This window comes from Streptomyces sp. LBL (assembly GCF_029893585.1).
Classification (GTDB): Bacteria; Actinomycetota; Actinomycetes; order Streptomycetales; family Streptomycetaceae; genus Streptomyces.
In genome coordinates, this window is record NZ_JARXYX010000015.1 from 62,586 (window position 1) to 85,835 (window position 23,250).

The following is a 23,250-nucleotide window of genomic DNA, read 5'->3' on the forward strand; positions in this document are numbered from 1 at the left end:
TCGTCGCTGAACCCGGCCGGGCGGGACATCGGGCCGGCGCGCGACTGCGTACTCGGAGCGGGCGGCGGCGTGGTCGCGGATCCCTGGAACGAGGGCCGGCGGCCGTTTCGTCCTCGCCGGCAGGTTGGCGCCGTGGCCTTGGTCCGATGGGCGTTGGTCCGATCGGCCTTCATCGCGGCCGGGGCCCGGTGGGTTCCGGCCGCGATGAAGGGGTGTACTCAGGACCAGTTGGCCGGTTCGGCCAGCGCGTAGGACGACGCGATCCGGTGGTTTTCGTGATGGATCGTCAGCACCTTCGGGCCGCTGGGCGTGCCGTTCCGCCACGCCGTGCAGTAGATCCCGTTCGACCAGCGGATGGTCTGCGAGGTCGAGGGAAGGGCCGCGATGCCGGTCATGCTGACGGTCTTCTTGCCGTTGAGCCAGACTTCGAAGACGCCCGCGCCGGCGCCGGCCAGCTTGAGGCGGGCGACCACGCGTATCCACGTACCGCGCAGGGCCGCGATGGAGCCGACCGTGCCCTTGATGCCGCCGGAGCCGCCGAAGCGGATCTCGTCGCCGATGACGAACATCAGGAGCCAGGGGCCCTCAGGGTCCTCGGGGGACCACTGCTGGAAGGTGACGTTCTGGTCATGGAACTCCCAGTCGGGGGCGAGGCGGATGGCCTGGCCGTAGTACTTGTCCTCGCCGACGCTCTGCGCGCCGCGCTGGATGACCTCCGAGTGGTAGCCGCCGGTCTCGCCGATGTATGTCTGGGTGGCCTCCAGGGAGTGGTCGCCCTTGTACACCGGGGAGTCGACGGTCGCGATCACGCCGTCCTTCTGCGTGTAGGCGTAGTCCCAGCCCTCGACGCTGCCACGGTTCTGGAAATACACCACGTCGGCGGCCCCCGCCCGCCCGGTCGCGCCGACCGCGCCGGTCGTGCCGACCGTGCCCGCCAGGACGGTGCCGCCGAGCATGGCGAGAGCTTGTCGTCTGCGCACGGCAGGTCACCTCGTCCAGTAGCGGATGTTGCGGAAGCGGGCCTCGGCGCGGCCGGAACCGTGGTTGTACACACCGTTCTTGAAGTAGCGGGTGGCCGGGCCCCGGTCGTCGACCGTCAGGACGAGGGAGTCGTCGAAGTAGACCTTGATGGTCCCGGTCCCACTGGTCGCCTGGTGGGCGATCTTCACGTTGAACCAAGTGTCGAACGCGCCCGTCTTGAGCACCGTGCCGTCGTAGCGCCGCACGGTGCCGCCGCCCGTGTTGTAGACGTTGAGCATGATGTCGGTGGCGGGGGTGCCGGAGGGGTGGACCCCCCGCAGGATCTGGACGAAGGAGGCGCCGTCGGTGCCGGACGGCAGGTAGACGTCGGCGTCCCACATGCGGTTGCCCGTCTTGTAGTCGACCTTCCAGCGCATCTCGGTGCGCGGGTCGGTGGAGCTGCCCTCCTCGAACGGCTCGTCGGTGGCGTACACCCACATGCGGTGGACGCCGCCGCTTTCGCTGTGCCGGTCGGAGAGGTCGAGGTTCCAGGGCTTCTGCCAACTGTACGAGAACGAGGTCTGCGTCCAGCCGTCGGTCGGGGCGGCGGCCGGCGCGGCCGGCGCCGCACCGGCGAGCGGGGCCTGCGGCAGGGCGAGTGCGGCGCCGCCGGCCAGCAGGCCTGTACCGGCCCGTAAGAGGGTTCTCCTGTTCATCGGGTGTCCTTTCCTGTGCGGGAGTGGGGGGCCGAACGTGTCGGCCGTCGCCTGGATCCCGGAGTCGTCGATGTACAGACGGTCACCGGGGTCGAAGGCTGGCAGGAGCCGGGTGGGCGGCACCCACATCCGGCCGAGAAATCCGGGGTGAGGAACGCGAAGGCAGACAATCCCAATACATCGGAGGAGTCAATAAGTTCGACCGAGGTTGCCGATGTGGGCATGCCGTCTAGATCTGCCCCTCAGCAACCCTTATATGAACCGATGCAGGGGCTGCTGCGGCCATCGACAGAACCACGAAGTGCCCCAAGTCCGCCAATACACCCGATGTATAAACACCTGTCGGGACTGAAACACGATGACGACCTCACGTCCGGGCAAGCGCACGTCGGCGCCCGCGCGGAGCCGGCGACCCGGCCCGTGTCCTTCGCCACGACAGGCGGGGGCCGGGCAGCGGGGTTCCGTGTCCCGCCGCCCGGCCCGTCGTCGCGCGTCGTCAGGGCCTGATCGTCAGCCAGTCGAGCGCGGCGACCCCGCTCGCTCCCTTCGCCACGAGGTAGAGGTCGTGCACACCGGTGACCTCGCGCGTCAGGGTCACGGACTGCTCCTGCCAGTCGCCGGTACCCGCGACGGGCACCACGGCGGCCAGCGGACCGTCCGGCGCGTCCAGACGCAGCTGGAGCGAGCAACCCCGTGTACCCCGTGCGCAGGCGGAGTCCAGGCGTGCGGTGAGGTGCTTTCCGCTGATGTTCGCCTTACGGAAGGCCACCCAGTCGCCGGAGCCGAGGACTCCGGTGGCCGCCGTGCCGCGCTCCACGCCTCGTACGGTCGTGGCCTTTTCGGCCTGGAGCGTCGAGGCGGCATCGGGCCCGTCGCCGTACAGCCGGAGGTCGTTGACGACCCAGGGCGTGGGCCCGCTCGCGGTGAGCGTGATCCGTAGGTAGCGGGCGGTGGTCTGCCGGGAGAACACCGCGTCCTGGGTGAAGGAGCGGCCGGAGACCCGGGCCAGCGGCTCGCCCCACTGCGTACCGTCGCGGCTGACCGAGACGGAGAAGCCGTACGGCTGGCCGTTGGTGTCGCGGCCCGCGTCGAGGGAGAGCCGGCCGAAGGTCTTGCTCTCGCCGAGGTCGACGGTCAGGGACTGGCCGGCGGCCTGCGGGGCTGCGCCCGTCCAGCGGGTGTTGATGTCGCCGTCGACGGTGGCTGCGGCGTCGGTGCCGTCGCTCGCGGTGGCACTCCAGTTGCCGTGCCGCACCCGTTGCCGGCAGCCGGGCAGATCGCAGCCGGTCGACCAGATGGGTGCACCGTACTCGTAGGCGCCCTGGTCGGGAGCCGCGCCCAGGACGTCGGTGGTGACGCCGTCGACCACCTCACCGGCGTCGATGGCGGGCGAACCCGGCGTCAGCCACAGCTCACCGTTGACGGGGTCCGTGTAGCCGGGCTTGTCGCTGATGAGGTTGGAGCGGACGACCGGCAGCGGGTCACCGGTCTGCGTCGCGGTGACCGGCTTGGGTCCGACGATGTTGCTGAGGTACGAGCCGGACGCGTCCGTCGCGCCGCCGAGGGCGACCGAGGCGACGTTGATGCCCACGCCGTAGCTGGAGTTGTGGTCCTCGTTGGCGATACTGGGGCCGGTGTGGCCGTTGAAGAAGACGCCCCGTGCTCCGGTGTTCCAGGCGACGTTGTGATGCAGCCGGAAGTGGCCGGAGTAGTTGTCGACGTAGTAGCCGTTCTGGCCGTCGGCGTCGTGCGCGGTGTTGTGGTCGATGGAGGTGCCGGAACCGTTCAGGCTGCAGCAGACGTAGAAGGGTGAGCCGTCGCGGGAGGTGCGCATCGCCTCGGAGATGTCGTTGTAGGCGATGCGGTTGTCGTGGAACTCGGTGCCGTTGAGCTGCCAGGCGGTGTCGATGGCCGCCCGTCCGGTACGCCGGATCGTGTTGTGGGTGACGGTTTGACCGTTGCCGTTGATCTCGATGCCGGGGGTGTAGCTGCCCATCCAGCCGACGTCGTGGATGTAGTTGTTGGTGACGGTGTTGCCGGTGCCGCGGACCAGCACGCCGTCACCGGCCGACTGTGCGATCTCGCTGTTCTTCAGGGTGTTGCCGGTGCCGAGGATCTGCACACCGGAGTCGAGGATGCGGGAGGCGACGATGTTTCCCTCGAACGGGTCGACCGCGAGATCGCTGTCCGGTGGCATGGGCAGCGTGGAGAACTCGGAGATGTACGTGGCGTGCAGTCGGTCGACCACAACTCCCGTACTCGACTTACCCGTTCGCAGGGAGGTTCCCCACAGGTCCAGTCCGCGCAGGGTGACGTACGAGCTGTCGCTCAGGTCGACACCCCACAGCCGGTGCTTGGCGGTCACCGTGTGTCCGGCGATGCCGCCCTTCGGGGGGACCATGTAGAGCCGGTGGGCGCTCTTGTCGTAGTACCACTCCCCCGGCTGGTCGAGGGCGGCCTTCGACCCGACGAGGTAGTAGTTGCGGTAGGTCTGGTTGCCCATGCACAGCGGTGGGCAGCGGTAGTTGCCGCCCTTGAAGTCCAGCTTGCCGGGTGCCGTGGCGGTGACCGTGCCGGTCTGCTGGGCCCAGGGGTTGGAGCCCGCCCACAGGTGCACGGTGGCGCCGGTCCAGTCGGCGGCGGGCAGGTCGGTGTCGTCGATGTGCTGGTCGGTGGAGGTGGTGTCGGCCTCGGCCCAGGTGGTGTTCAGCGGATCGGCGCCGGAGTTCGGCCAACGTCCCTCCGCAGCACGGGTGTTGTCGAGGAACACCGCGTTGAACTCGGGGTCGGGCGGCAGGTCGGTGTCGGCGGCGATCAGTCCGCCGCCGACGTCCTTCCAGCCGGTCACCTTCTCGGTCCCGTCGACGGTCACCGGGCCGTCACCGTAGGCGGCGATCGTGATCGGGGCGCCCTCGGTGCCGGAGGGAGGGGTGAGCTGTTCGCGGTAGGTGCCCTGGTGGACCAGGCAGGTGTCGCCGGGGCGGACGCGGTCGAGGCAGGCGCCGATGGTGCGCAGGGGGCTTGCCTGCGTGCCATGTGCGCGGTCGCTGCCCCGGGGGGCGACGTGGTACGTGTGGCCGGACTGCGCCGCGTGCGCCTGGACCGGGGAGGTCAGCAGGGCGGTCACGGCTGCCAGTACGGACAGATGCTTGAGTCTGACGTCCCGTCGTCTCATGTCCCGTCTCCAGTCGTCGGATGTGCGGTGGTTGGGGGGTGTGCGGCGGTCGAGGGGTGTGCGGCGGTCGGGGGCTCTCGCCAGGCCGTCTCGGCTTCTTCGTTTCCGCCCGGGGAACCGAGCACGGCGCACCTCAACCAGTGCTCGCCGGGCGGGAGTCGGCCGACGAGTACGGGCAGCGCGGTGCGCCGTGCGAGGACGTTCGTGCCGGGCAGGCAGTCGACGACCTCGCCCTCGCGTCGGCCGTCGAGGTCCCGCAGTCCCGTGAGCCCCGCGGGGGCCGACACCCGTGCGTGTCCCGGCCCGGTCTCGCGGTCCGTGCCCGCGTCCCGGTCGACGGCGAAGCCGCCCTCGGCGGTGTGCAGGGCGCGAGCGGTGCGGATGCGGTGGGTACGCACATGCCAGGGTGCGGCGGCCGTCAGCCAGGTGGTGATCTCCACGTCGGGCCAGGGGCGCCAGGTGCAACGGACCGTGTCCGCGGTGACCTGGGGATCGGCCGGTTCCTCGCGCACCCGGTAGTGCGCCCCGCCGTCGTCGCTCAGTGCCAGCATCGAGTCGTACGCGCCCTGTTCGAGCCCGAGCGTGCCGTTCGGCAGACTGAAGCCGAAGCGGGTCGAGTAGGCGAACTTGGCGTATTTCTCGGCTCCGTGGCGCACCCACGGGTGGTGCTGGCGCCCGGCGAGCAGGGTGACGTCACCGGACTCCCGCATGAGTACCGCCCCGGCGTGCGGCTGGGCGCTGACGGCGGGCAGTGCGGGAGCCGGCTCCTCCTTCGCGGTCCAGAACGCGTGCTGGGCGGACAGCGCGAGCGGCAGATACGCCTTGAGTGACCAGTAGGGCGAGCCGAACGCGTTGTACTGCTCGGCCAGCGCCGGCTGCGGATAGCCGTACCCGATGGACAGCAGCCCGTCGGGCCCCGTCACCGGCCGCCCGCGCCACCAGCGCAGATGTCGCAGCAGATACCCCTTGACCTGGCCCCACGGAAGTACGTCCACGCCCGCGAACGGCAGCGCGCCCCAGAAAGCGGCCTGCGCCCAGCGGTAGGTGAGGCTGCGGCCGTACGGGACGGCGGCGCCGTCGTCGGCGAACCAGTGCCGGAAGTCGCCGGCGAACCGGGCCGCCCGTTCCTTGAAGCGGTCGCCGCCCGTGAGCGTGTCGTGCAGCAGTCCGTAGAAGTGCATGGCCCACGGGACGTAGTAGTCGCGCCGTTCGGTGGGTCCGTCCGCGTACCAGCCGTCGCCGAGCCAGAAGGTCTCCAGGCGGTCGAGGCGCGCGGTGACCAGCGAGCGGTCGTAGGGCACCCCCACCCGGTCGAGGCCGAGGCCGATCAGCACCGGGAAGAAGAGCCAGTTGTTGTCGGTGGTGTTTCGGGGCAGCGCACTGAGCAGCCAGCGTGCGAGCCGGTCGCGTTCGGGGCCGCTCAGCGGGTCCCACCACTGCTCGGGGGCGAGGGCGAGCGCGAAGCCGATGGCGGCCATCTCGACGATGCGCTGGTCGTGGTCGACCGGCTCGCCCCAGTACTCGGGGTGCGCGGGATCGCTGCCGTGGGCGAGCCCCTCGGTCCACAACTCGGCGTGCGGAACGGTCTGTCCACCCGCCGCGAGGGGCGCGAGCCCCCACAGCGGCCGGGCGAACGCCTCCAGTTCGGCGGCCGTGTCGTCGTGGATCGCGGTGTTCACGCCGAGCCGTACGCGCGCCCGGCCCGCACTGAAGCGGGACGCTACGGGCTCGACCCATGTCCTTACCTCGGATGCGAGCTCGGTACGTGCGTCGTCTAGCAGCCCCGCGTCGTCCATCAGCCCTGTTCCGTCTGTTCCGTCCATCAGCCCTGTTCCGTCCAAAACTTCGCTCCGTTCAACCGCTTCACTCCGCCCACCAGCCGTTCTCCGCCCGCCCGCCCTTCTCCGTCCATCAGCCCTTCTCCGCTCCGGCCAGCAGCCCGGTGCGCAGGAAGCGCTGGGCGAGGACGAAACCGATCAGCAGCGGTGCGCAGGCCACGAGCCCGGCCAGGGCCGCCTCCGGTTGGTGGATGTCGAGGTCGGCGAAGCCGCTGGAGTTGTTGACCGCTCCGGTGGACTGCAGCAGGGACATCAGGCCCGCACCAGGTCCGCGGCCTCCTTCGTACGCCCGTCGGCGTGCGAGGAGACGAGGAAGGCGCCGCCGCCGACCTGCCCGGCGTACGGCGTGCTCTCGCCGGGCCAGGTGGGCATGGGGGCGGCGGCGATCCGGCCCCCCGGCACCTTGAAGGCGGGGGCGAACATGAAGTCGCCGAACCAGGCGGGGGCCGGCAGCATCAGGATCTTGTCGTCCTTGCCGAACTTGGAGAAGCCCGGGTCGATGGGCACGACGGTGGTGACGGCCTTCTTGCGGGCGAGCGGCTGGAGCAGGTCGGCGACCCGGGTGCAGTCCGGCCGGCTCAGGTCTACGTGGACCTCGGTGAGGCTGAGGGTGTCGCGGGTGGGACAACCGCTGCTGCCGAAGTAGATGCCGGCGCCGTACTTGCCGTTGACGGCTCCGACGATGGTGCCGGGGTGCTCCTCGGCCGCCTTCAGACCGGTCTGCTGGTACTCGGCCCAGGTCTTGGGGACCTGGTAGCCGTAGCGCTTCATCAGCGTGGCGTCGTACCAGAGGACCGTGGGGGCGATGTCGTTGCGCAGGCAGTAGGTCTTGCCGTCGAAGGTGCAGGTGTCGAGGGAGCCGGGGGTGAAACCGTCGCGGACGGACTTCGGGACGAGGCCGTCGAGCGGGGCCGCGTAGCCGAACTTCTCGCTCGCGAGCGTCGCCGCCTCGGCCGGGTTGGCCAGGAAGACGACGTCGGGCCAGCCGCTCCTGGTGCGGTTGGCGAGCGAGATCTTGGTGGGCACGTAGCCCGCGTCGGGCGGGATGGTGACGATACGCATCTTCAGGTCGGGGTGGGCCTTCTTGTACTGCTGGGCCGCGGGCATACGGGTGTTGTCCACCCAGACCAGCAACTCGCCCTTCCCGTCGCCCGAACGGCCACCGCCACCGGTGCCTCCGCAGCCGGAGAGCACCAGAGCCGCGGCCGCGGACGCGGCCAGGGAAGCCGCGCGCCATCTCTTCATGGGGGACCACCTTTTCACCGAGGAGCCTTACTCCGGGAACGGGGATTGCGATAGTTTTCGCAAAACTCGACCGCCCGGCAACGTAGGAGATTCATCCGATGACGTCAACGGTTCGGACAGGATCCGGTGAGGCAAGGCGGCGCACCCTGGCCGAAATCGCCGATCAGGCAGGCGTATCGGTATCCACCGTCTCCAAGGTGCTCCACAACAGGTCCGATGTATCGGCGGAGACGCGGGCCAAGGTGCAGCGGCTGCTGGAACACCACGGCTACCTGGCGAAACACCGAGCGGCGTCCACCGCGGCCCCACCCGGCGGACTGATCGACTTCGTCATCAACGAACTGGACAGCCCCTGGGCGGTCGAGCTGATCCGGGGCGCGGAGGACGTTCTGCACGACGCGGGCATGGGGCTGGTGGTCTCCTCCACCCACGGCCGGACCAGACGTGCCCGCCAGTGGCTGGACTCGCTCGCCACCCGCTCCACGCGCGGAGCGATTCTCGTGGTGCCCGAACTGACGCCCCAGCAGCACGAGGAGCTGAGCCGGCTCGGCATTCCCTACGCGCTGGTGGCGCCGATCGACGAGCCCGCGCCGGGCACGCCGTGGGTGGGCGCGACCAACTGGCCCGGCGGACTGGCCGCGACCCGCCACCTCATCGAGCTGGGCCATCGGCGCATCGCGATCATCAGCGGCCCGGAACGCCGGCTCACCTCTCGGGCGCGGGTCGACGGCTACCGTTCGGCACTGGCGGAGGCCGATCTGCCCTTCGACCCCCAGCTGGTGCGCTACGGCGACTTCACCCACGGCCTCGCGCACCGACACGCCCTGGAACTCCTGGCGTTGCCGGACCGTCCGACGGCGGTGTTCGCCGGCAGCGACCATCAGGCGCTGGGCACCTACCGGGCCGCCGCCGAACTGGGCCTGCGCATCCCGGCCGACGTCAGCGTGGTCGGCTTCGACGACCTGCCTTTCGCGGACTGGGTCACCCCACGCCTGACAACGATCCGCACCCCCCTCGCCGACATGACCGCGCTCGCGGCCCGGATGGTGCTGCGGCTGCTGTCCGGGGAACAGCCGGAGACGACGCGGGTGGAGGTGGCGACGGAACTGGTGGTGAGGGAGAGCACCGGCCGCCGTCCCACACCGTGAACCCGGGCTTCGCGGCGTGCGGACCAGATGCGGCGCTCATGGGTGAAGCCGTCGTCGGGGACCAGCAGGCGGTCAGGGGCGGTCCCGGGCCAGTGCCTAGGCCCCCTCCACTGCCGCCTTGATCCGCTGCCCGAACGCGGGCGCGTCCTTGCGTGCCGCACCCAGGGCGAAGCCCACCAGCAGCTTGCCGATGCCGTGGCCTTCCAGGACATTGAAGATCCTCACCCTGGTCGTGGCCGGACCGGTGGACTCCAGGTCATAGCCGCCTTCGTCCGCCGTCACGACGTTCTTCGAGATCTCTGTCCAACGGATCCGGTGGGGCGCCTCGAATGCGGTGATCCGGAACTTCCGGCCCGTCTTCATGCCGGCGTCCTTGACCGTACTCGTGAAGACCGTGCCCACTGCCGTCGGTCCCTGCGGACTCTTCGTGATTTTCTGCACCCTGGGGCTGAACTCGGGGTCGTTCGTGCCTTCGGCGAGGAAGGCGAAGACTTCCTCGACAGGACGGTTGATCTCGGTCCTCGCCTCAAACTGACCAGCCACGGTTCCTCCTGTGCTGCGGTCGCTGGAGCTCCGGCTGAGTGCACGCTGGTCTGCCGGCCATCCTCAGCCTATCTGCCGGGCTCCCTCCGTGCTCCTCATGGGCGGCCACAGGCAGCCGCGACCTGCACGACGAGCAACAGCAGCACGCCGCGGGAGTTCCGGCGGCCGCCGCCTTGGCCAATGTTGCCGGGGCTCGGTCTCGACACCTCGGTCGAGCTGTTCACGCAGCGGGCCCGGGCCGCCGCCGGTCAGGGCGAAGAACACGTCGTCGAGGTCGGGGGTGTGCACGGTCGGTTCGTCCACCCCGACGCCGGCCGAGTGCAGCCAGTCGAGGATGGCGCGCAGTTCGCGCTGGCTGCCGTCGCTTGCGATCTGCGGCGACAGCGGGGAGGACCGTCCGGATCGGGGAACTCGATCCGGAACTTCTGAGATGCACACCACTCTCGCGTCCGGCTTGCGCTCGGTGGATGATCTCCCTGGGCCGGTCGCATCAGTGACCGGGCCCAGGGAGATCATGAGCACACCTACGCAATGAGGGGTTCAACGATGGAATACCGGCATCTCGGCAACAGCGGCATGATCATCAGTGAGATCGCCTACGGCAACTGGCTGACCCACGGCTCGCAGGTCGAGGAGGAGGCCGCCGTCGCCTGTGTACGAGCCGCTCTCGACGCAGGCATCACCACGTTCGACACCGCTGACGTCTACGCCGAGACACGCGCCGAGTCGGTGCTCGGGCGGGCGCTGAAGGGCGAGCGGCGTGAGGGGCTGGAGCTCTTCACCAAGGTGTACTGGCCCACCGGCCCCGGGAAGAACGACCGCGGGCTGTCACGCAAGCACATCATGGAGTCGATCGACAACTCCCTGCGCAGGCTTGAGACTTCCTACGTGGACCTCTACCAGGCGCACCGGTTCGACCGGTTCACGCCGCTGGAGGAGACCATGGAGGCGTTCGCCGACGTGGTCCACTCCGGCAAGGCTCTGTACATCGGTGTCTCCGAGTGGACGGCCGATCAGATACGGCGGGCGCACACGCTGGCGCGGGAGCTGCGGATCCCGCTGGTGTCGAGTCAGCCCCAGTACTCGATGCTGTGGCGGGTGATCGAGGGCGAGGTCGTGCCGGCCAGCGAGGAGTTGGGCATCGGGCAGATCGTGTGGTCGCCGATCGCCCAGGGTGTGCTGACCGGCAAGTACCTTCCCGGCCAGCAGCCGCCGGACGGGTCGCGGGCGACGGACGACAAGGGTTCGGCGATGATCAGCCGCTTCCTGCGCGACGAGGTGCTCGAAGCGGTGCAGCGGCTGAAGCCGCTGGCCGACGAGGCCGGCCTGACCCTGGCTCAGCTCGCGGTCGCCTGGGTACTGCAGAACAGCAACGTGTCCGCCGCGATCGTCGGCGCCTCCCGGCCGGAGCAGGTGGCGGAGAACGCGAAGGCCGCCGGTGTGACGCTGGAGGCGGATCTGCTGGCCCGCATCGATGAGATCGTGCTGCCGGTGGCGGTCACGGATCCGCACCTCGTGCATCAGAGCGTACCGGCTCAGCGTCCCTGAACCGGCTTTCGCACAGCGGGCTTCGGAAGCGCGGAATGCTGTGCTGAGTGCTGTGCGGATTGCTGTGCTGATTGCTGTGCAGCCCCGGTTCGCGGTTCTGGTCACGGGGCCGGTCGGAGGCTTCTGAGGCCCGTAAGGAGTATCAGCGCGCCCAGTGGGCGGGCCGCCCGTGGCTCGGCGCGGGTCTTGTCGAAGACTCGGCCCGCACCAGGCCTGGATCACGCCGAGGTCGCCCCGGCCGACGCCACGGATCCGTCGTACGGCGGCGGCCCGGGCTGGGGCGGCCGCAGCGCCGTCCGCCCCAGCCACAACCACAACCACAACCAGCGCCATCGCCGTCGCCGTCGCCGTCGCCGTCGGCAGCCGGACGCAGGTCCGCCGGGTGTACGGCCGTCGGGCGGCGTCCGCTGTCGCCGCGCCCCTGCACGTACAGTGGGCTCGACGCCGAGGAGGAATTCAGACATGGACCAAGAGCACATTCTGGCCAGGATCACGGCGATGGTCGACGACGAACGCAGGCTTCGCGACGCCGTCGCCTCCGGGCAGATCGACAGCACGACCGAACACGCACGGCTCGGGCAACTGGAACGCGACCTCGACCAGTGCTGGGACCTGCTGCGTCAGCGGCGCGCGAAGACGGAGTTCGGCGAGAACCCGGACGAGGCACGCGTCCGCCCGTCGTCACAGGTCGAGGACTACCAGAACTGACTGCGGTCCACGGCGACCGTAGGCCGTCCGCAACCCGCCACGCAGGCCGTCCACAGGTCAGCCTCGCAGCGCACCCGCTGATTCCTCCTCCTCCGGCGAAGCGGTGACCGTCGACCGCTCCGCCGAGTACCGGATCACGCGCGGGGCCAGAACCAGGGAGTGACCGTGCCACCCGAGACCTCACCCCTGTCGGGACAGACCCTGTGCGGCATGGAGACTCGTAGCCCCCTGCGTTCCTTCCTGCAGACCGAGACCGGCAGTGCCGCGGTACTGCTCGCCGCCGCGCTGGTGGCCCTCGCCTGGGCCAACATCGCCCCTGGCGCCTACGAGACGGTGTGGAAAACCGAGCTGTCGGTCCGCATCGGATCGGGCGAGGTGTCGCTGGACCTGCGCGAGTGGCTGAACAGCGGGCTGATGACGCTGTTCTTCTTCGTCGTCGGCCTGGAGGCGCGCCGCGAATTCGACATGGGCGAGCTGCGAGAACGCCGACGGGTCACCCTGCCGCTGCTCGCCGGGCTCAGCGGCATGCTCGTCCCTGTCGCGATCTACCTGGCCGTCAACGCGGGCGGGGACTCCGTCCACGGCTGGGGTGCCGCCATGTCGACGGACACGGCCTTCGCGCTGGGCATGCTCGCCGTCTTCGGAGGGCGGCTGCCGAGCAGCCTCCGGGTCTTCATCCTCACCGTCGCCGTCGTCGACGATTTCCTGGCCCTGGCCGTCATCGCCCTCGCCTACAGCGGAGCCATCACCCTGCCCGCCCTGCTGACAGCGCTCGGCCTCTTCGCGCTCGTGCTGCTGCTGCGGCGCATCATCGGAGCGCGGATCCCCTCCGTGTACGGGCTGCTGGGTGTGGCGATCTGGGTGGCGCTCCTGAAGTCGGGGGTGGATCCGGTGGTGACGGGCCTGGCGATGGGGCTGCTGACGTATGCCCGCCCGGCGGAGCGCCGCGACCTGGAACACGCCAGCAGGCTGTTCAGGAGCTTCCGCGAGCAGCCGACGCCGGAACTCGAACGCACCGTACGACGCGGGATCGCCTCGACGCTCTCGCTCAACGACCGGCTCCAGCGGATGCTCCATCCCTGGACGAGCTATGTGATCGTGCCGCTGTTCGCCCTCGCCAACGCCGGCATCACTCTCAGCGCCGACCCGTTGGCCCACGCCTTCGCCTCACCGGTCACCCTCGGCATTCTGTTGGGTTACGTGCTCGGCAAGCCTCTCGGCATCATCGGCGCGACCTGGCTCACGACGCGCGTCAGCGGAGGACGTCTGCGCCCGCCGGTCGGCTGGGGTGCCATCACCGCGGGCGGCACCCTGGCCGGAGTGGGCTTCACCGTGTCCCTGCTGATCGCCACCCTCGCTTTCGCCGGGGACCGGCTGGAGCAGGCGAAGATCGGTATTCTCGCCGCCGTCGTCTGCTCGTTCCTCCTCACCTGGCTGGTCACCTGGGTGATCGGCGTCCTCCCCCGGCTGTCCCGTGCCCGTGCCCTCCTCGGCACCGGCCAGTCCATCGTCGACCTCAGCGACCCCGTCGACATCGACCGCGACCATGTACGCGGCCCGCTCGACGCGCCGGTGACACTCCTGGAGTACGGGGACTTCGAGTGCCGCTACTGCGGGCTCGCCGAGCCCGTGGTGCGCGAGCTGCTCGCCGACTTCGGCGACGTGCGCTACGTATGGCGGCATCTGCCGCTCACCGACGTGCACCCGGGTGCCCAGCTCGCCGCCGAGGCCGCCGAGGCCGCCGCCCGCCAGAAGAACTACTGGGCCATGCATGAGCAGTTGCTGCAGCATCAAGGGGATCTGCGGCCGAAGGATCTGCTCCGTTACGCCGCGGAGATCGGTCTCGACACCGACCGCTTCCGCGCCGACCTCCGAGCCGGCGCCGGGGTCGCCAGGATCGCCGCGGACGTGGAGTCCGCCGACCTCAGCGGTGTGTCCGGCACGCCCACGTTCTTCGTCAACGGCCGCCGCCACCACGGCGCCTATGACATCGCCACCCTGTCCGCGGCCGTACGCGCCGCGCGGGAACGGGCAGCACTCACCGGGGCAGGTTGAAAGACCTGACGTCCGTCCAGAGGGACCGGCCGTCCGCACCAGGTGGTCCCGGGGGCTAACGCGTTCTGTGCACCGGCGGGCCGGTCTCCTGTCCCGTCTTCGCTCCCGTCTTCGCTCCCGTCTTCGCTCCCGTCGTCCGGCCGAGTGCGCCCTGGGTCGGGAGGCTGGTGGGCCGGGTACGGAGTATTTCCTCGACGGAGGAGAGCGCGAAGCGGACCGCGCCGGTGATCACGGCCTCGTCGCCGAGGGCGGACAACCGCCACTGCGGCAGGTCGACGAGGAGGCTGGCGGCCTCCTCCTCGGCTGCGCTCAGGAGGAGTTCCGCCGCCGGTGTCAGGCCGGGGACAGGGAAGAGGCTGGTGCCGAGCACGACCAGCGCCGGGTCGAGTGCGAGCAGCACGGGGGCGATCCCGGCGGCCAGCCGCCGCCCGTACGACGTGATGGCGGCGACTGCGTGCGCGTCTCCCGCGGCGGCGCAACGGATGATGTCGGCACCGGTGCGACGTGCCCCGTCCGAGGCGACAGCGTCCGGGACCAGGGGTTCGAGGCCGGGCTGCGACGAGGTGCTGCCGGGGAAGCGGATGAAGCCGATCTCACCGGCCGCACCACGGTGTCCGCGCAGCAGGCGCCCTCCGGTGATGACACCGGCACCGAGACGGTCACCGAGCAGGACGAAGACCATTTCGTCGGCCGCTCCGGTGACTCCGCGCCACTGCTCGCCGAGCGCTGCGAGGTTCGCGTCGTTCTCCACGGCGACGGGGCAGCCGAGGGTGTCGCGGAGGGTGGTGACGATGTCTGCCTCGGCCCAGCCCTTGAGGTTGTCGGCCTGCCGGATGCGGGTGTTGCTCCGGTCCACCAGTCCGGGGGTACCCAGGGTCGCGGCCCACACCCGCCGGGCGTCGGCTCCGGAGCGGTCGATCGCACGCCGCACCACGGCGGTCACGGCACGGACGCGGGCGGGGCCGCCCAGGTCGGCTCGCACCGTCCTGCGTTCGACGGCCACCGTCCGGCCGTCGAGGTCGGCCAGGCAGGCGCTCACCGAGCGGGCCCGTACATCCACACCGATGACGAAGCCCGCGTGCGGGCAGAAGCGGAACCGGCGGGCCGGGCGGCCGGGCGAGCGCTGGCCACGAGCGGAGACGGCCGGAGCGACCTCGATGAGGCCGCAGTCGGTGAGTTCCTCGATGATGGCCTCGACCGTGGGGCGGGAGAGTTTGGCCGCCTCGGCGAGGGTGGAGAGCCGGGGGTGCGGGTCGGCCGAGCGGACCGCGGCCAGGATGGCCGCGGCGTTCGTGGCGCGCAGGTCCGCGATGCCCACCACCGCGGGCAGTTCGCGGCCGGGAGGGTTCGGCTCCCGAAGACCACCGAGTGGCCACAGCACCGGCGCGGCCGGGGCAGTGGACGGGGAGCCGCCCCTGGACGTGGCCAATGATCAACCTCCTGAGGAGCGGCACAACAGCGGCACGGCAACGGCAACGGCACTACGGGGATCGGCGCAAGCCGCCCCGACGACAAACAATCAAGCCGTGGGTCCTTGACGCGCCCCGGGCTCCCTCTGATTATAAAACGCAACTGCTTTATCGAACCACCCCTCGACAGCGCCGTCCGCGGAACACACCGCGCTCTCGGTCCGTCCACGGCGCCCCTTCACCGCCGCGCGCCCTCTGCAACCGTCGCGCCGCACACCCTTGCGGCCTCATGCATCACGTCTCCCCCGCCGGCCCCGCCGTCGGCTCCCCTGTCCCGTCACGCCCAGGAGACCCCATGAGCCCCAGCCCGTCGTCCCTGTCCAGACGTACCTTCCTGGCGGCCACCGGCGCGGTCGGCGCCGCGGCACTCGCCGCGTGCAGTGATCTGACCCCGGGCGCCTCGTCGTCCGACAAGAGCAGTACCGGTCCCCTCTCCACAGCGGTACCGGCCGGCCGGAAGAGCACGCTGCTGTTCGCCGACGCCGACGACACCACCATGACCCCCGGCCTCATCGCGGCCTTCCGCGCGAAGCACCCCGACATCACCGTCAAGCGCCAGTACACCGGCTGGGACGACTACCTGAAGAGCATCAACACCACCATGTCGGCCGACAGTGCCCCCGACATCGCCCAGTTCACCCCCGGGATGCAGAACCTCATCCCCGGACGGCTGCTGCTCAAGGTCGGCGAGTACGGCAAGGCGTACGGCTGGGCGGAGAAGTTCCCCGGTCTGGACCAGATCACCCTCACCCCGGACGGCAAGACCGTGGGCACCGGTGACCTGTACGGAGTGGGTGCCGGCCTGTCATTCGAAGGGGTCTACTACAACAAGGCCAAGGCGCAGAAGCTGGGCCTGCCCCTCCCTCCGGCCACCCTGGAGGACTTGGAGACCTTGTTCGCCAAGGCCAAGGCGGCCGGTGAGACCGCGCTCGTCGCCGGCAACCTCGACGGCGGTCTCAACCACCCCTTCAACGTGCTGCTCTCCGCCTATCTGGCACCGAAGGACCGCGAAGCGTGGGCCTTCGGCCACCAGGGCGCCACCATCGTGCTGCCGGAGGCCGAGAAAGCCGCCGAGACGCTCAAGCGGTGGGTGGACAAGGGGTATGTCACCCCCAAGGTCAACGGTGTCAGCGACAACGACGCCACCGCCGCGTTCACCAAGGGCGAGGGGGTCTTCCGGATCAGCGGCAACTGGGCCGCCGCCGCGGTGGCCAAGGGCCTGGGCGAGGGGGCCGGCTACTTCAACATGCCGCCCGTCGCCTCGGGCGGGAAGGTCCGTACCACCGGCGCCGGCGTGTACTACTGCGTGTCCAGCAAGTCGAAGAACGCGGCCGCGGCCGCCGCGTTCCTCGACTTCGCCGCCGACGCACAGGCCGCCGCCATCACCGCCAAGGCGGGCTTCATGGCTCCCGACGCGGGCGCCATGCCGAGCCAGAACGGACTGCTGGGTGATGTCCGGACGGGCTGGCAGACGGTCGTCAAGGACGCGGGCCTGCAGCCGTTCATCCAGAACGCCTCCTCCCCCACGATGGGCGACACCCTCACCACCCAGCTGCAACTGCTCGCCGGAGGCAAGGTCACGGTCAAGAAGTTCCTGGCCGGTCTCCAGACAGACTTCGACAACTACCACACATGACCACTGCCGACCGACTGACCGGTGCCCCCGGCCGCGCTCCCGGTGCCCCGCCTCCGACGAAGCGCGGCGCAGGCAGCACCGTGCGTCGGCACCGCCGCACGCCGGCGTCCGGCCGACGCCGCCGGCGCCGGGCCGTGGCGCTGCTGTACCTGTTGCCGGCTCTGCTGCCCTACACGCTCTTCGCCGTACTGCCGATGCTGCACACCGCCTATCTCTCGCTGTTCGACTGGGACGGGGTGACCCTCCCGTCCTTCACCGGCGTCGACAACTACCGCCGTATCGTCACCGATCCGCAACTGCGCGCCGCCGCCTGGCATGCCGGCGCGCTGATCCTGTTCTTCTCCGTCCTGCCGATCTGCGTGGGACTGGTCTCGGCGGCGATCGTGTCCCGTCGCGCCGGGCGCCCGGGCACCGCCCTGGTCCGCACGGTGCTGTTCCTGCCGCAGGTCATCCCCCTGGTCGCGGTCGGCATCCTCTGGCGCTGGGTGTACGCCGAGGACGGCACCCTCAACCAGGCGCTGCGGGCGGTCGGCCTGGGCGGCCTCGCCGACGCCTGGCTGGGCAGCTTCACCTGGGCCCTGCCGGCCGTCGGGCTGATCGGCACCTGGGTGGTGTCGGGCCTGTGCATGGTGCTGTTCCTGTCCGGGACCCAGCGCATCGACCAGGAGATCTACGAGGCCGCACGGATGGACGGGGCAGGACCCGTGCGCGAGTTCACGTCGATCACCGTCCCGCTGCTGCGGCCGGAGTTCGCGGTGGCGCTGTCCATCACCGTGATCGCCGCCCTGTCCAGCTTCGACCTCATCTACATCACCACCGGCGGAGGCCCGGGCAACAGCACCGTCGTCCCCGGCATCCTCATCTACCGCCTGGCCTTCGGGGGCGGCGCGGTCGGGGTGGCCAGCGCGCTGGCGGTCGTCCTGACGGCGGTCATCTCCCTCGCCGTCCTGGTGATCAACCGGTTGTCCAGGGAGGCACCGTGACCTCACCGAGCACACCGACCTCACCGACCTCGACGGCCAGAGTGGTCACCGGGCGGCTCACGGCACCCGTTGTGCTCACGCTGTTCATGGCGGCCGTGCTCGTGCCGTTCGCCTCGCTGCTGCTGGCATCACTTCAGCCGGCGGGCGCTCCGCTCACCGGCTTCGCCCTCCCGGACGGGCTGCACTTCGAGAACTTCTCCCGCGCGTGGTCCGCCGCCGGCTTCGGCACGCTGCTGAGGTCCAGTGTGGTGATCGCGCTGTGCGTGGTGCCGGCCGCCGTGGTGTGCGCGACCCTGGCCGGGTACGCGCTGGCGACCCTCGAAGTCCCCGGCCGGGGAAAGCTCTACGCGTACCTGCTGCTCGGCCTGTCCATCCCCACCGAGGGCACCATCATCCCGCTCTACTACGACCTGCGCGCCGCGGGGCTGACGAACACGGTTCCGGGGCTGGCCCTCGCGGAGATCGGCGCGTTCATGCCGTTCGGGGTGTTCTGGATGCGCGCCCACTTCGCGACCATGCCGCGCAGCCTGATGGAAGCGGCACGCCTGGACGGCGCCTCGTCGTGGGCGACGCTCTGGCGGATCCTGCTGCCCAACTCCCGCCCGGCGGTGACCACGTTGGGCGTTCTGTACTTCGTCTGGAGCTGGAACCAGTTCCTGCTCCCCCTCATCCTGATCCAGGACCCGGCCCGCCGCACAGCCCCCGCCGGCCTGGGTTTCTTCACCGGGCAGTACGGCGTCGACGTGCCGCTGCTCGCCGCGGCCACCCTGATCGTGATCGCCCCGGTGGTGCTCGTCTACCTGTTCTTCCAGCGGCACTTCATCAGTGGCGTCCTCAGCGGCGCCCTCAAGGGCTGAAAACACAGGACACACCGAACATGTACGACATACAGGACACGCAGGACGCACCGGAGGCCGGAGAATTTTCATGGCAGAACTCGAAGTCGCGCTGATCGGTGCGGGCGGCATCGCCCGCACGCATCTGCCCGCATGGGCCGCCCTCGGCGCGCGGGTACGCCTCTACGCACCCGATGCCCGCGCCCCCGACCTGGCCCGCGAGTTCGGCGCGACGTCCGTGGGCGCCCTCCGTGAGGCGATCTCCGGGTGCCACGTGGTGGATGTGTGCACCCCGACCGACACCCACCGGGAGATCACTCTGGCCGCCGTCGCAGCCGGGGCCCATGTCCTGTGCGAGAAGCCGCTGGCGCTCAGCGCGGCGGATGCCGGGGACATGGCCGACGCGGCAGACGCGGCCGGGGTGAAGCTGTACCCGGGCCATGTCGTCCGCTTCTTCCCTGCCTACGCCCGCCTGCGCGCCCTCGTCGCCAACGGCGGCCTCGGCCGGGCGGCGGTCGCCCGGTTCACCCGCACCGGCCGCTATCCCACCTGGAGCGGCTGGTTCGCCGACCCGGCACGTTCCGGCGGGATCCTGACGGACCAGATGATCCACGACATGGACGTCGCCCGCTGGCTCTTCGGCGACGTCGTACGGGTCCACGCCCAGCACCGGGGACATCTCACCGCCCCCGCTCCGGAAGGGGCGGTCGCCACCGGCACCGCGGTGCTCACCCATGTGGGAGGCACCCTCACCCAGGTCGTGGGCGTGTGGGGACCACCGGCAACGCCCTTCCGTACCACGTTCCATGTCTCGGGCACCGGCGGCACGGTCCAGCACGACTCCCAGGCCCACCTGGACCTGCGCATCACCGGTGCCTCGGCCGCCGGCCCGGCGGCGGGCATACCGGCCGGAGACTTCGGGGAGTCGCCCTACCTCACCCAGATCCGGGAGTTCGCCGAGTCGTTCGCGGGCGGTCCGGAACCACGGGTCGGCGCCCGGGACGGCGTGGCGGCCGTCCGCATAGCCGAGGCCGCGGCGGAGTCCGCCCGTACCGGCCGGGCCGTCGAGCTCCCCGTGCCGACGCACACCGTACCCACGAGGGGAATCCACCAGTGAGAGTCGCCGTACTGTCCTTCGCCCATGTGCACGCCGCGACCTACATCGAGCTGCTGCGCGACCGCGACGGCGTCGAGCTGATCACCGCGGACCCTGACGCCCCACCGGGCGACCCCACCCGGGGCCGTCAACTCGCCGAACGGCTGGGCGCGGCCTGTGCAGACACCTGGGACGAGGTGTTCGCCCTCGGCCCCGACGCCGTCGTGGTCACCAGCGAGAACGCCCGGCACCGGCATCTGGTCGAGCGCGCCGCCGCGGTCGGGGCGCATGTGCTGTGCGAGAAGCCCCTCGCGACCACGGAGGCGGACGCACGGGCCATGATCGAAGCGTGTGAGCGGGCCGGGGTCGGCCTGATGACGGCTTATCCCGTACGGTTCAGCCCCGCGTTCACCGTCCTGCGCGGCGCTCTCGCCGACGGCTCGCTCGGCCGGCTGATCAGCGTCCACGGAGCCAACAACGGCTCGAATCCGGCCCGCTCACGCCCCTGGTTCACCGACCCCGAACTCGCCGGCGGCGGAGCGCTGGCCGACCACACCGTCCACATCGCCGACCTCATGGACGCGCTACTGGACGGCGAGCAGGCGGCGGAGGTGTACGCCCAGGCGAACAGCATCCTGGACGACGGCGGCCCCGCACCGGACGTCGACACCGCGGGACTCGTCACCATCCGGTACCCCAACGGGGTGATCGCCGCCGTGGACTGCAGCTGGAGCCACCCGCCCGGCCATCCGACCTGGGGCGGGCTCGCCATGACCTACGTCAGCGAAAAGGCGATCGTGGAGTTCGACGCCTTCCCCCCGCTGCTCGGCGGATTCGACTCCGCCACCGGTCGCGACCGCTGGGAGGCGGGCGGGGCGGACCTGGACGCCGCCATGCTCGACGAGTTCCTCGACTCCGTACGCTCGGGCCGACGGCCGGTTCCGGACGGCGAGGCCGGCCTGCGCACCCTCCGGATCGTGCTGGCCGCCTATGAGTCACTGCGGACCGGACAGCCGGTGGCGCTGCCGGACACCGTCGAGGCCGGCGAGGGCTGGTCACGTCCCGGGGGCCCGGTGGCGTAGCGTTCGAGGAGAGAGACGCACGCTGCGTCGGTGACGGCACTGGTGTCAGCCGGCGCCGCACTGGAGGTTTTCCTTCGGACGTTGGACTCCGTCGCCCCCGGCGGACGCGTTCGAACAGACAGATCTCAACGCCCTGCGCTCACTCGCCGCGCAAGCCACCGGGGCCATCGCACTGGCCCAGCGCATCACCGACACCCAGGAATTCGCCGAGCAACTGCAGACCGCCATGCAGTCCCGCAGCGTCATCGACCAAGCTCTCGGGGTGGTCATGGGACAGCGCCGCTGTACCGCCGACGAAGCCTTCGGCGTCCTGTGGTCCGCGTCCCAGCACCGCAACATCAAACTCCGCGACCTGTGCGCCGAGCTGATCACCAACCTCAGCGGCCGGCCCCCCACCGCTCCGGAACTGCGCCCCCCTCCTGACCGGCCGACGGGATCGCCGGTTGCGGCCAGGTCTCGGGGGCGTGCAGCCGCGCCCGGACATGCGCGGGCGCAGGTCTCGGGGTCGCGTAGCCGCCCGGACGTGCGCGGGCCCGGCCCGGATCGCATGATCTGGGCCGGGCCGGATGTGTCCGCCGATCAGCTGAGCGCGGCGGCGAACATGCCGAGCTCGTAGGAACCTCCCTGCTGGTGCACGATCACGGCGAGCCGGTTGGCCGCGTTGATCATGGCGACCAAGCAGACCAGCGCGGCGATCTGGTCGTCGTCGTAGTGCTTGCGTACCTGGGTCCAGGTCTCGTCGGACACGCCGTGGTGGGCGTCGGCGAGCCGGGTGCCCTCCTCCGCGAGCGCCAGCGCGGCCTGCTCGGCCTCGGTGAACACGGTGGACTCGCGCCAGGCGGCGACCAGGTGGAGGCGGACCGCGGTTTCCCCGGCGGCCGTGGCCTCCTTGGTGTGGTAGTCGATGCACCAACCGCAGCCGTTGATCTGGCTGGCGCGCAGCGACACCAACTCCTGCGTGGCCGTCGGCAGCGGCGACTGCTGGATGACCAGACTGGCGTTGGCGAACCGCTTGAAGAACTTGGCGGCGATCTCGTTCCCGAACATGTCGAACCGGGCGTCCATGACGTCTCCCTTGTGGTGTGGCACTGGATGCACAAGAGATGCCGGCGACCCGCTCCCTGTGACGGGGCGAAAGTGTGACGTGCGCCACCGCTCATGGGTGTCACAAAGCTTCGGGGACCGGCGTCTTGTGCGTGTGACACCGCCGAGAGTCAACAGACAGGAGCAGCCGGTGAAGAGCGAGCCGAGCGAGCGTGCAGAGGACAAGGCCGGGCAGCTCGCCGGCGGCGAACGCGCGGATTCCGCCACCGAGGCGTTCGTCGCCCATCGCAACCTGCTGTTCACCGTCGCCTACGAGATGCTCGGCTCTGCCGCCGACGCGGAGGACGTCCTGCAGGAAACCTGGCTGCGGTGGGTGGGTGTCGATCTCGGAACGGTGCGGGATCATCGTGCGTATCTGGTCCGCATCACGACGCGGCAGGCGCTGAGCCGACTGCGTACGCTCGGCCGCCGCAGAGAGTCCTATGTCGGCCCCTGGTTACCCGAGCCGCTGCTCACCGCGCCCGACGTGGCCGAGGACGTCGAGTTGGCCGACAGTGTCTCGATGGCGATGCTGCTGGTGATGGAGACGCTCGCGCCGACCGAGAGGGCGGTGTTCGTGCTGCGGGAGGTGTTCGCTTTCGGGTACGACGAGATCGCCGAAGCCGTCGACAAGAGTCCGGCCGCCGTACGCCAGATCGCGCACCGGGCCCGGACGCATGTCGCGGCGCGTCGGCCGCGCGGAATCGTTTCCCATACCGAGACCCGAGCGGCGCTCGACGCGTTCCGACGCGCGGCCGAAACAGGCGATCTGCAATGCCTGCTCGACCTCCTCGCGCCGGATGTCGTCTTCCTGGGTGACGGCGGCGGAGTCAAGCAGGCCGTCCTGCGGCCCGTCGTGGGGGCCGACAAGGTGGCCCGTCTGCTGGCCTCCGGGCTGGGCAGGATCGCCACCATGGGGTCGCTGCGGTCGGCGCAGGTCAATGGTTACCCGGCACTGGTCCTGCGGCTCGGCGAGGCGATCGACACCGTTGTGGCCGTGCGCATCGACGCCGGTCTCATCAGCGGGCTCTACGCCGTGCGCAATCCCGAGAAACTGTCGCACATGCAGCGGGAGACCACCCTCCGCCGCTGAACCCGGGGCCCCCGGATTCGAACCCGACGGGCCTCG

The 23,250-nt window shown here is 70.4% G+C and carries 19 protein-coding genes and 2 pseudogenes; 11 read left to right on the top strand and 10 right to left on the bottom strand.

Going from position 1 to position 23,250, the window contains the following annotated elements:
* Positions 1-218: 218 nt before the first annotated feature.
* The 6 genes from M2271_RS19525 to M2271_RS19550 form a co-directional block, all read right to left on the bottom strand.
* Positions 219-980 (bottom strand): polysaccharide lyase, encoded by a 762-nt coding sequence (locus M2271_RS19525; RefSeq protein WP_280888536.1) that lies wholly within the window; start codon positions 978-980, stop codon positions 219-221.
* Between the two features lie 6 nt (positions 981-986).
* Entirely contained in the window at positions 987-1,676 is a 690-nt protein-coding gene (locus M2271_RS19530; RefSeq protein ID WP_280888537.1) for a polysaccharide lyase family 7 protein, read from the bottom strand.
* Between the two features lie 496 nt (positions 1,677-2,172).
* Positions 2,173-4,851, bottom strand: a complete 2,679-nt coding sequence (locus M2271_RS19535) for a discoidin domain-containing protein (protein WP_280888538.1) — start codon at positions 4,849-4,851, stop codon at positions 2,173-2,175.
* Positions 4,848-6,674, bottom strand: a complete 1,827-nt coding sequence (locus tag M2271_RS19540) for a DUF2264 domain-containing protein (protein WP_280888539.1) — start codon at positions 6,672-6,674, stop codon at positions 4,848-4,850. The genes M2271_RS19535 and M2271_RS19540 overlap by 4 nt, the downstream gene beginning before the upstream one ends.
* A gap of 88 nt (positions 6,675-6,762) precedes the next feature.
* Positions 6,763-6,942, bottom strand: a complete 180-nt coding sequence (locus tag M2271_RS19545) for a hypothetical protein (protein ID WP_280888540.1) — start codon at positions 6,940-6,942, stop codon at positions 6,763-6,765.
* Positions 6,942-7,934, bottom strand: coding sequence for an extracellular solute-binding protein (locus tag M2271_RS19550; protein WP_280888541.1), 993 nt, complete (start codon positions 7,932-7,934; stop codon positions 6,942-6,944). Before M2271_RS19550 ends, M2271_RS19545 begins: the two co-directional genes overlap by 1 nt.
* A 98-nt stretch (positions 7,935-8,032) precedes the next feature.
* Between M2271_RS19550 and M2271_RS19555 the strand changes: the two genes are divergently transcribed.
* Positions 8,033-9,082 carry a LacI family DNA-binding transcriptional regulator gene (locus M2271_RS19555; protein WP_280888542.1) on the top strand — a complete coding sequence of 350 codons (1,050 nt, stop codon included), beginning with the start codon at positions 8,033-8,035 and terminating at the stop codon, positions 9,080-9,082.
* Between the two features lie 96 nt (positions 9,083-9,178).
* On the opposite strand, the gene M2271_RS19560 is transcribed toward M2271_RS19555, so the two are convergent.
* Together M2271_RS19560 and M2271_RS19565 are read right to left on the bottom strand one after the other, a co-directional pair.
* Complete coding sequence (locus tag M2271_RS19560) at positions 9,179-9,625, bottom strand: SRPBCC family protein (RefSeq protein ID WP_280888543.1); 447 nt, start codon at positions 9,623-9,625, stop codon at positions 9,179-9,181.
* A gap of 237 nt (positions 9,626-9,862) precedes the next feature.
* Positions 9,863-10,009: pseudogene (locus tag M2271_RS19565) on the bottom strand (ABC transporter); the annotation flags it as partial.
* A 162-nt stretch (positions 10,010-10,171) separates the two neighbouring features.
* Between M2271_RS19565 and M2271_RS19570 the strand changes: the two are divergent.
* The 3 genes from M2271_RS19570 (at position 10,172) to nhaA (ending at position 13,936) form a co-directional block, all read left to right on the top strand.
* Complete coding sequence (locus tag M2271_RS19570) at positions 10,172-11,173, top strand: aldo/keto reductase family protein (protein ID WP_280888544.1); 1,002 nt, start codon at positions 10,172-10,174, stop codon at positions 11,171-11,173.
* Positions 11,174-11,635: 462 nt separating this feature from the next.
* Positions 11,636-11,881: a DUF2630 family protein gene (locus M2271_RS19575; protein ID WP_280888545.1), complete on the top strand. Its 246-nt coding sequence runs from the start codon at positions 11,636-11,638 to the stop codon at positions 11,879-11,881.
* Between the two features lie 210 nt (positions 11,882-12,091).
* Positions 12,092-13,936 carry a Na+/H+ antiporter NhaA gene (gene nhaA / locus M2271_RS19580; RefSeq protein WP_280888546.1) on the top strand — a complete coding sequence of 615 codons (1,845 nt, stop codon included), beginning with the start codon at positions 12,092-12,094 and terminating at the stop codon, positions 13,934-13,936.
* Between the two features lie 55 nt (positions 13,937-13,991).
* On the opposite strand, the gene M2271_RS19585 is transcribed toward nhaA, so the two are convergent.
* Positions 13,992-15,365, bottom strand: coding sequence for an ROK family protein (locus tag M2271_RS19585; protein WP_280888547.1), 1,374 nt, complete (start codon positions 15,363-15,365; stop codon positions 13,992-13,994).
* Positions 15,366-15,700: 335 nt separating this feature from the next.
* On the opposite strand from M2271_RS19585, the gene M2271_RS19590 reads away from it, so the two are divergent.
* The 6 genes and pseudogenes from M2271_RS19590 to M2271_RS19615 all read left to right on the top strand — a co-directional run.
* Positions 15,701-17,041: an extracellular solute-binding protein gene (locus M2271_RS19590; RefSeq protein ID WP_280888548.1), complete on the top strand. Its 1,341-nt coding sequence runs from the start codon at positions 15,701-15,703 to the stop codon at positions 17,039-17,041.
* Entirely contained in the window at positions 17,038-18,024 is a 987-nt protein-coding gene (locus M2271_RS19595; protein WP_280888549.1) for a sugar ABC transporter permease, read from the top strand. Before M2271_RS19590 ends, M2271_RS19595 begins: the two co-directional genes overlap by 4 nt.
* Positions 18,021-18,881 carry a carbohydrate ABC transporter permease gene (locus M2271_RS19600; RefSeq protein WP_280888550.1) on the top strand — a complete coding sequence of 287 codons (861 nt, stop codon included), beginning with the start codon at positions 18,021-18,023 and terminating at the stop codon, positions 18,879-18,881. Before M2271_RS19595 ends, M2271_RS19600 begins: the two co-directional genes overlap by 4 nt.
* A 70-nt stretch (positions 18,882-18,951) precedes the next feature.
* Entirely contained in the window at positions 18,952-19,977 is a 1,026-nt protein-coding gene (locus M2271_RS19605; RefSeq protein WP_280888551.1) for a Gfo/Idh/MocA family oxidoreductase, read from the top strand.
* Entirely contained in the window at positions 19,974-21,038 is a 1,065-nt protein-coding gene (locus tag M2271_RS19610) for a Gfo/Idh/MocA family oxidoreductase (protein ID WP_280888552.1), read from the top strand. The genes M2271_RS19605 and M2271_RS19610 overlap by 4 nt, the downstream gene beginning before the upstream one ends.
* 106 nt (positions 21,039-21,144) lie before the next feature.
* Positions 21,145-21,654 (top strand): annotated as a pseudogene (locus tag M2271_RS19615) (ANTAR domain-containing protein); the annotation flags it as partial.
* On the opposite strand, the gene M2271_RS19620 reads toward M2271_RS19615, so the two are convergent.
* Entirely contained in the window at positions 21,618-22,103 is a 486-nt protein-coding gene (locus M2271_RS19620; RefSeq protein WP_280888553.1) for a carboxymuconolactone decarboxylase family protein, read from the bottom strand. The pseudogene M2271_RS19615 and the gene M2271_RS19620 sit on opposite strands and share 37 nt — an antisense overlap.
* Positions 22,104-22,272: 169 nt before the next feature.
* Here M2271_RS19620 and M2271_RS19625 point away from each other — a divergent pair, with 169 nt between their 5' ends.
* The gene (locus M2271_RS19625) at positions 22,273-23,214 is read left to right on the top strand and encodes an RNA polymerase sigma-70 factor (RefSeq protein ID WP_280888554.1); all 942 of its coding nucleotides are present in this window, start codon (positions 22,273-22,275) and stop codon (positions 23,212-23,214) included.
* The last annotated feature ends 36 nt before the right edge of the window (positions 23,215-23,250 follow it).

Excerpts from the sequence above, each read along its gene's own strand:
- M2271_RS19530 (WP_280888537.1), bottom strand. The coding sequence starts at position 1,676 with ATGAACAGGAGAACCCTCTTACGGGCCGGTACAGGCCTGCTGGCCGGC.
- M2271_RS19535 (WP_280888538.1), bottom strand. The coding sequence starts at position 4,851 with ATGAGACGACGGGACGTCAGACTCAAGCATCTGTCCGTACTGGCAGCC.
- M2271_RS19540 (WP_280888539.1), bottom strand. The coding sequence starts at position 6,674 with ATGGACGGAACAGACGGAACAGGGCTGATGGACGACGCGGGGCTGCTA.
- M2271_RS19545 (WP_280888540.1), bottom strand. The coding sequence starts at position 6,942 with ATGTCCCTGCTGCAGTCCACCGGAGCGGTCAACAACTCCAGCGGCTTC.
- M2271_RS19550 (WP_280888541.1), bottom strand. The coding sequence starts at position 7,934 with ATGAAGAGATGGCGCGCGGCTTCCCTGGCCGCGTCCGCGGCCGCGGCT.
- M2271_RS19555 (WP_280888542.1), top strand. The coding sequence starts at position 8,033 with ATGACGTCAACGGTTCGGACAGGATCCGGTGAGGCAAGGCGGCGCACC.
- M2271_RS19570 (WP_280888544.1), top strand. The coding sequence starts at position 10,172 with ATGGAATACCGGCATCTCGGCAACAGCGGCATGATCATCAGTGAGATC.
- M2271_RS19575 (WP_280888545.1), top strand. The coding sequence starts at position 11,636 with ATGGACCAAGAGCACATTCTGGCCAGGATCACGGCGATGGTCGACGAC.
- nhaA (WP_280888546.1), top strand. The coding sequence starts at position 12,092 with ATGGAGACTCGTAGCCCCCTGCGTTCCTTCCTGCAGACCGAGACCGGC.
- M2271_RS19590 (WP_280888548.1), top strand. The coding sequence starts at position 15,701 with ATGAGCCCCAGCCCGTCGTCCCTGTCCAGACGTACCTTCCTGGCGGCC.
- M2271_RS19595 (WP_280888549.1), top strand. The coding sequence starts at position 17,038 with ATGACCACTGCCGACCGACTGACCGGTGCCCCCGGCCGCGCTCCCGGT.
- M2271_RS19605 (WP_280888551.1), top strand. The coding sequence starts at position 18,952 with ATGGCAGAACTCGAAGTCGCGCTGATCGGTGCGGGCGGCATCGCCCGC.
- M2271_RS19620 (WP_280888553.1), bottom strand. The coding sequence starts at position 22,103 with ATGGACGCCCGGTTCGACATGTTCGGGAACGAGATCGCCGCCAAGTTC.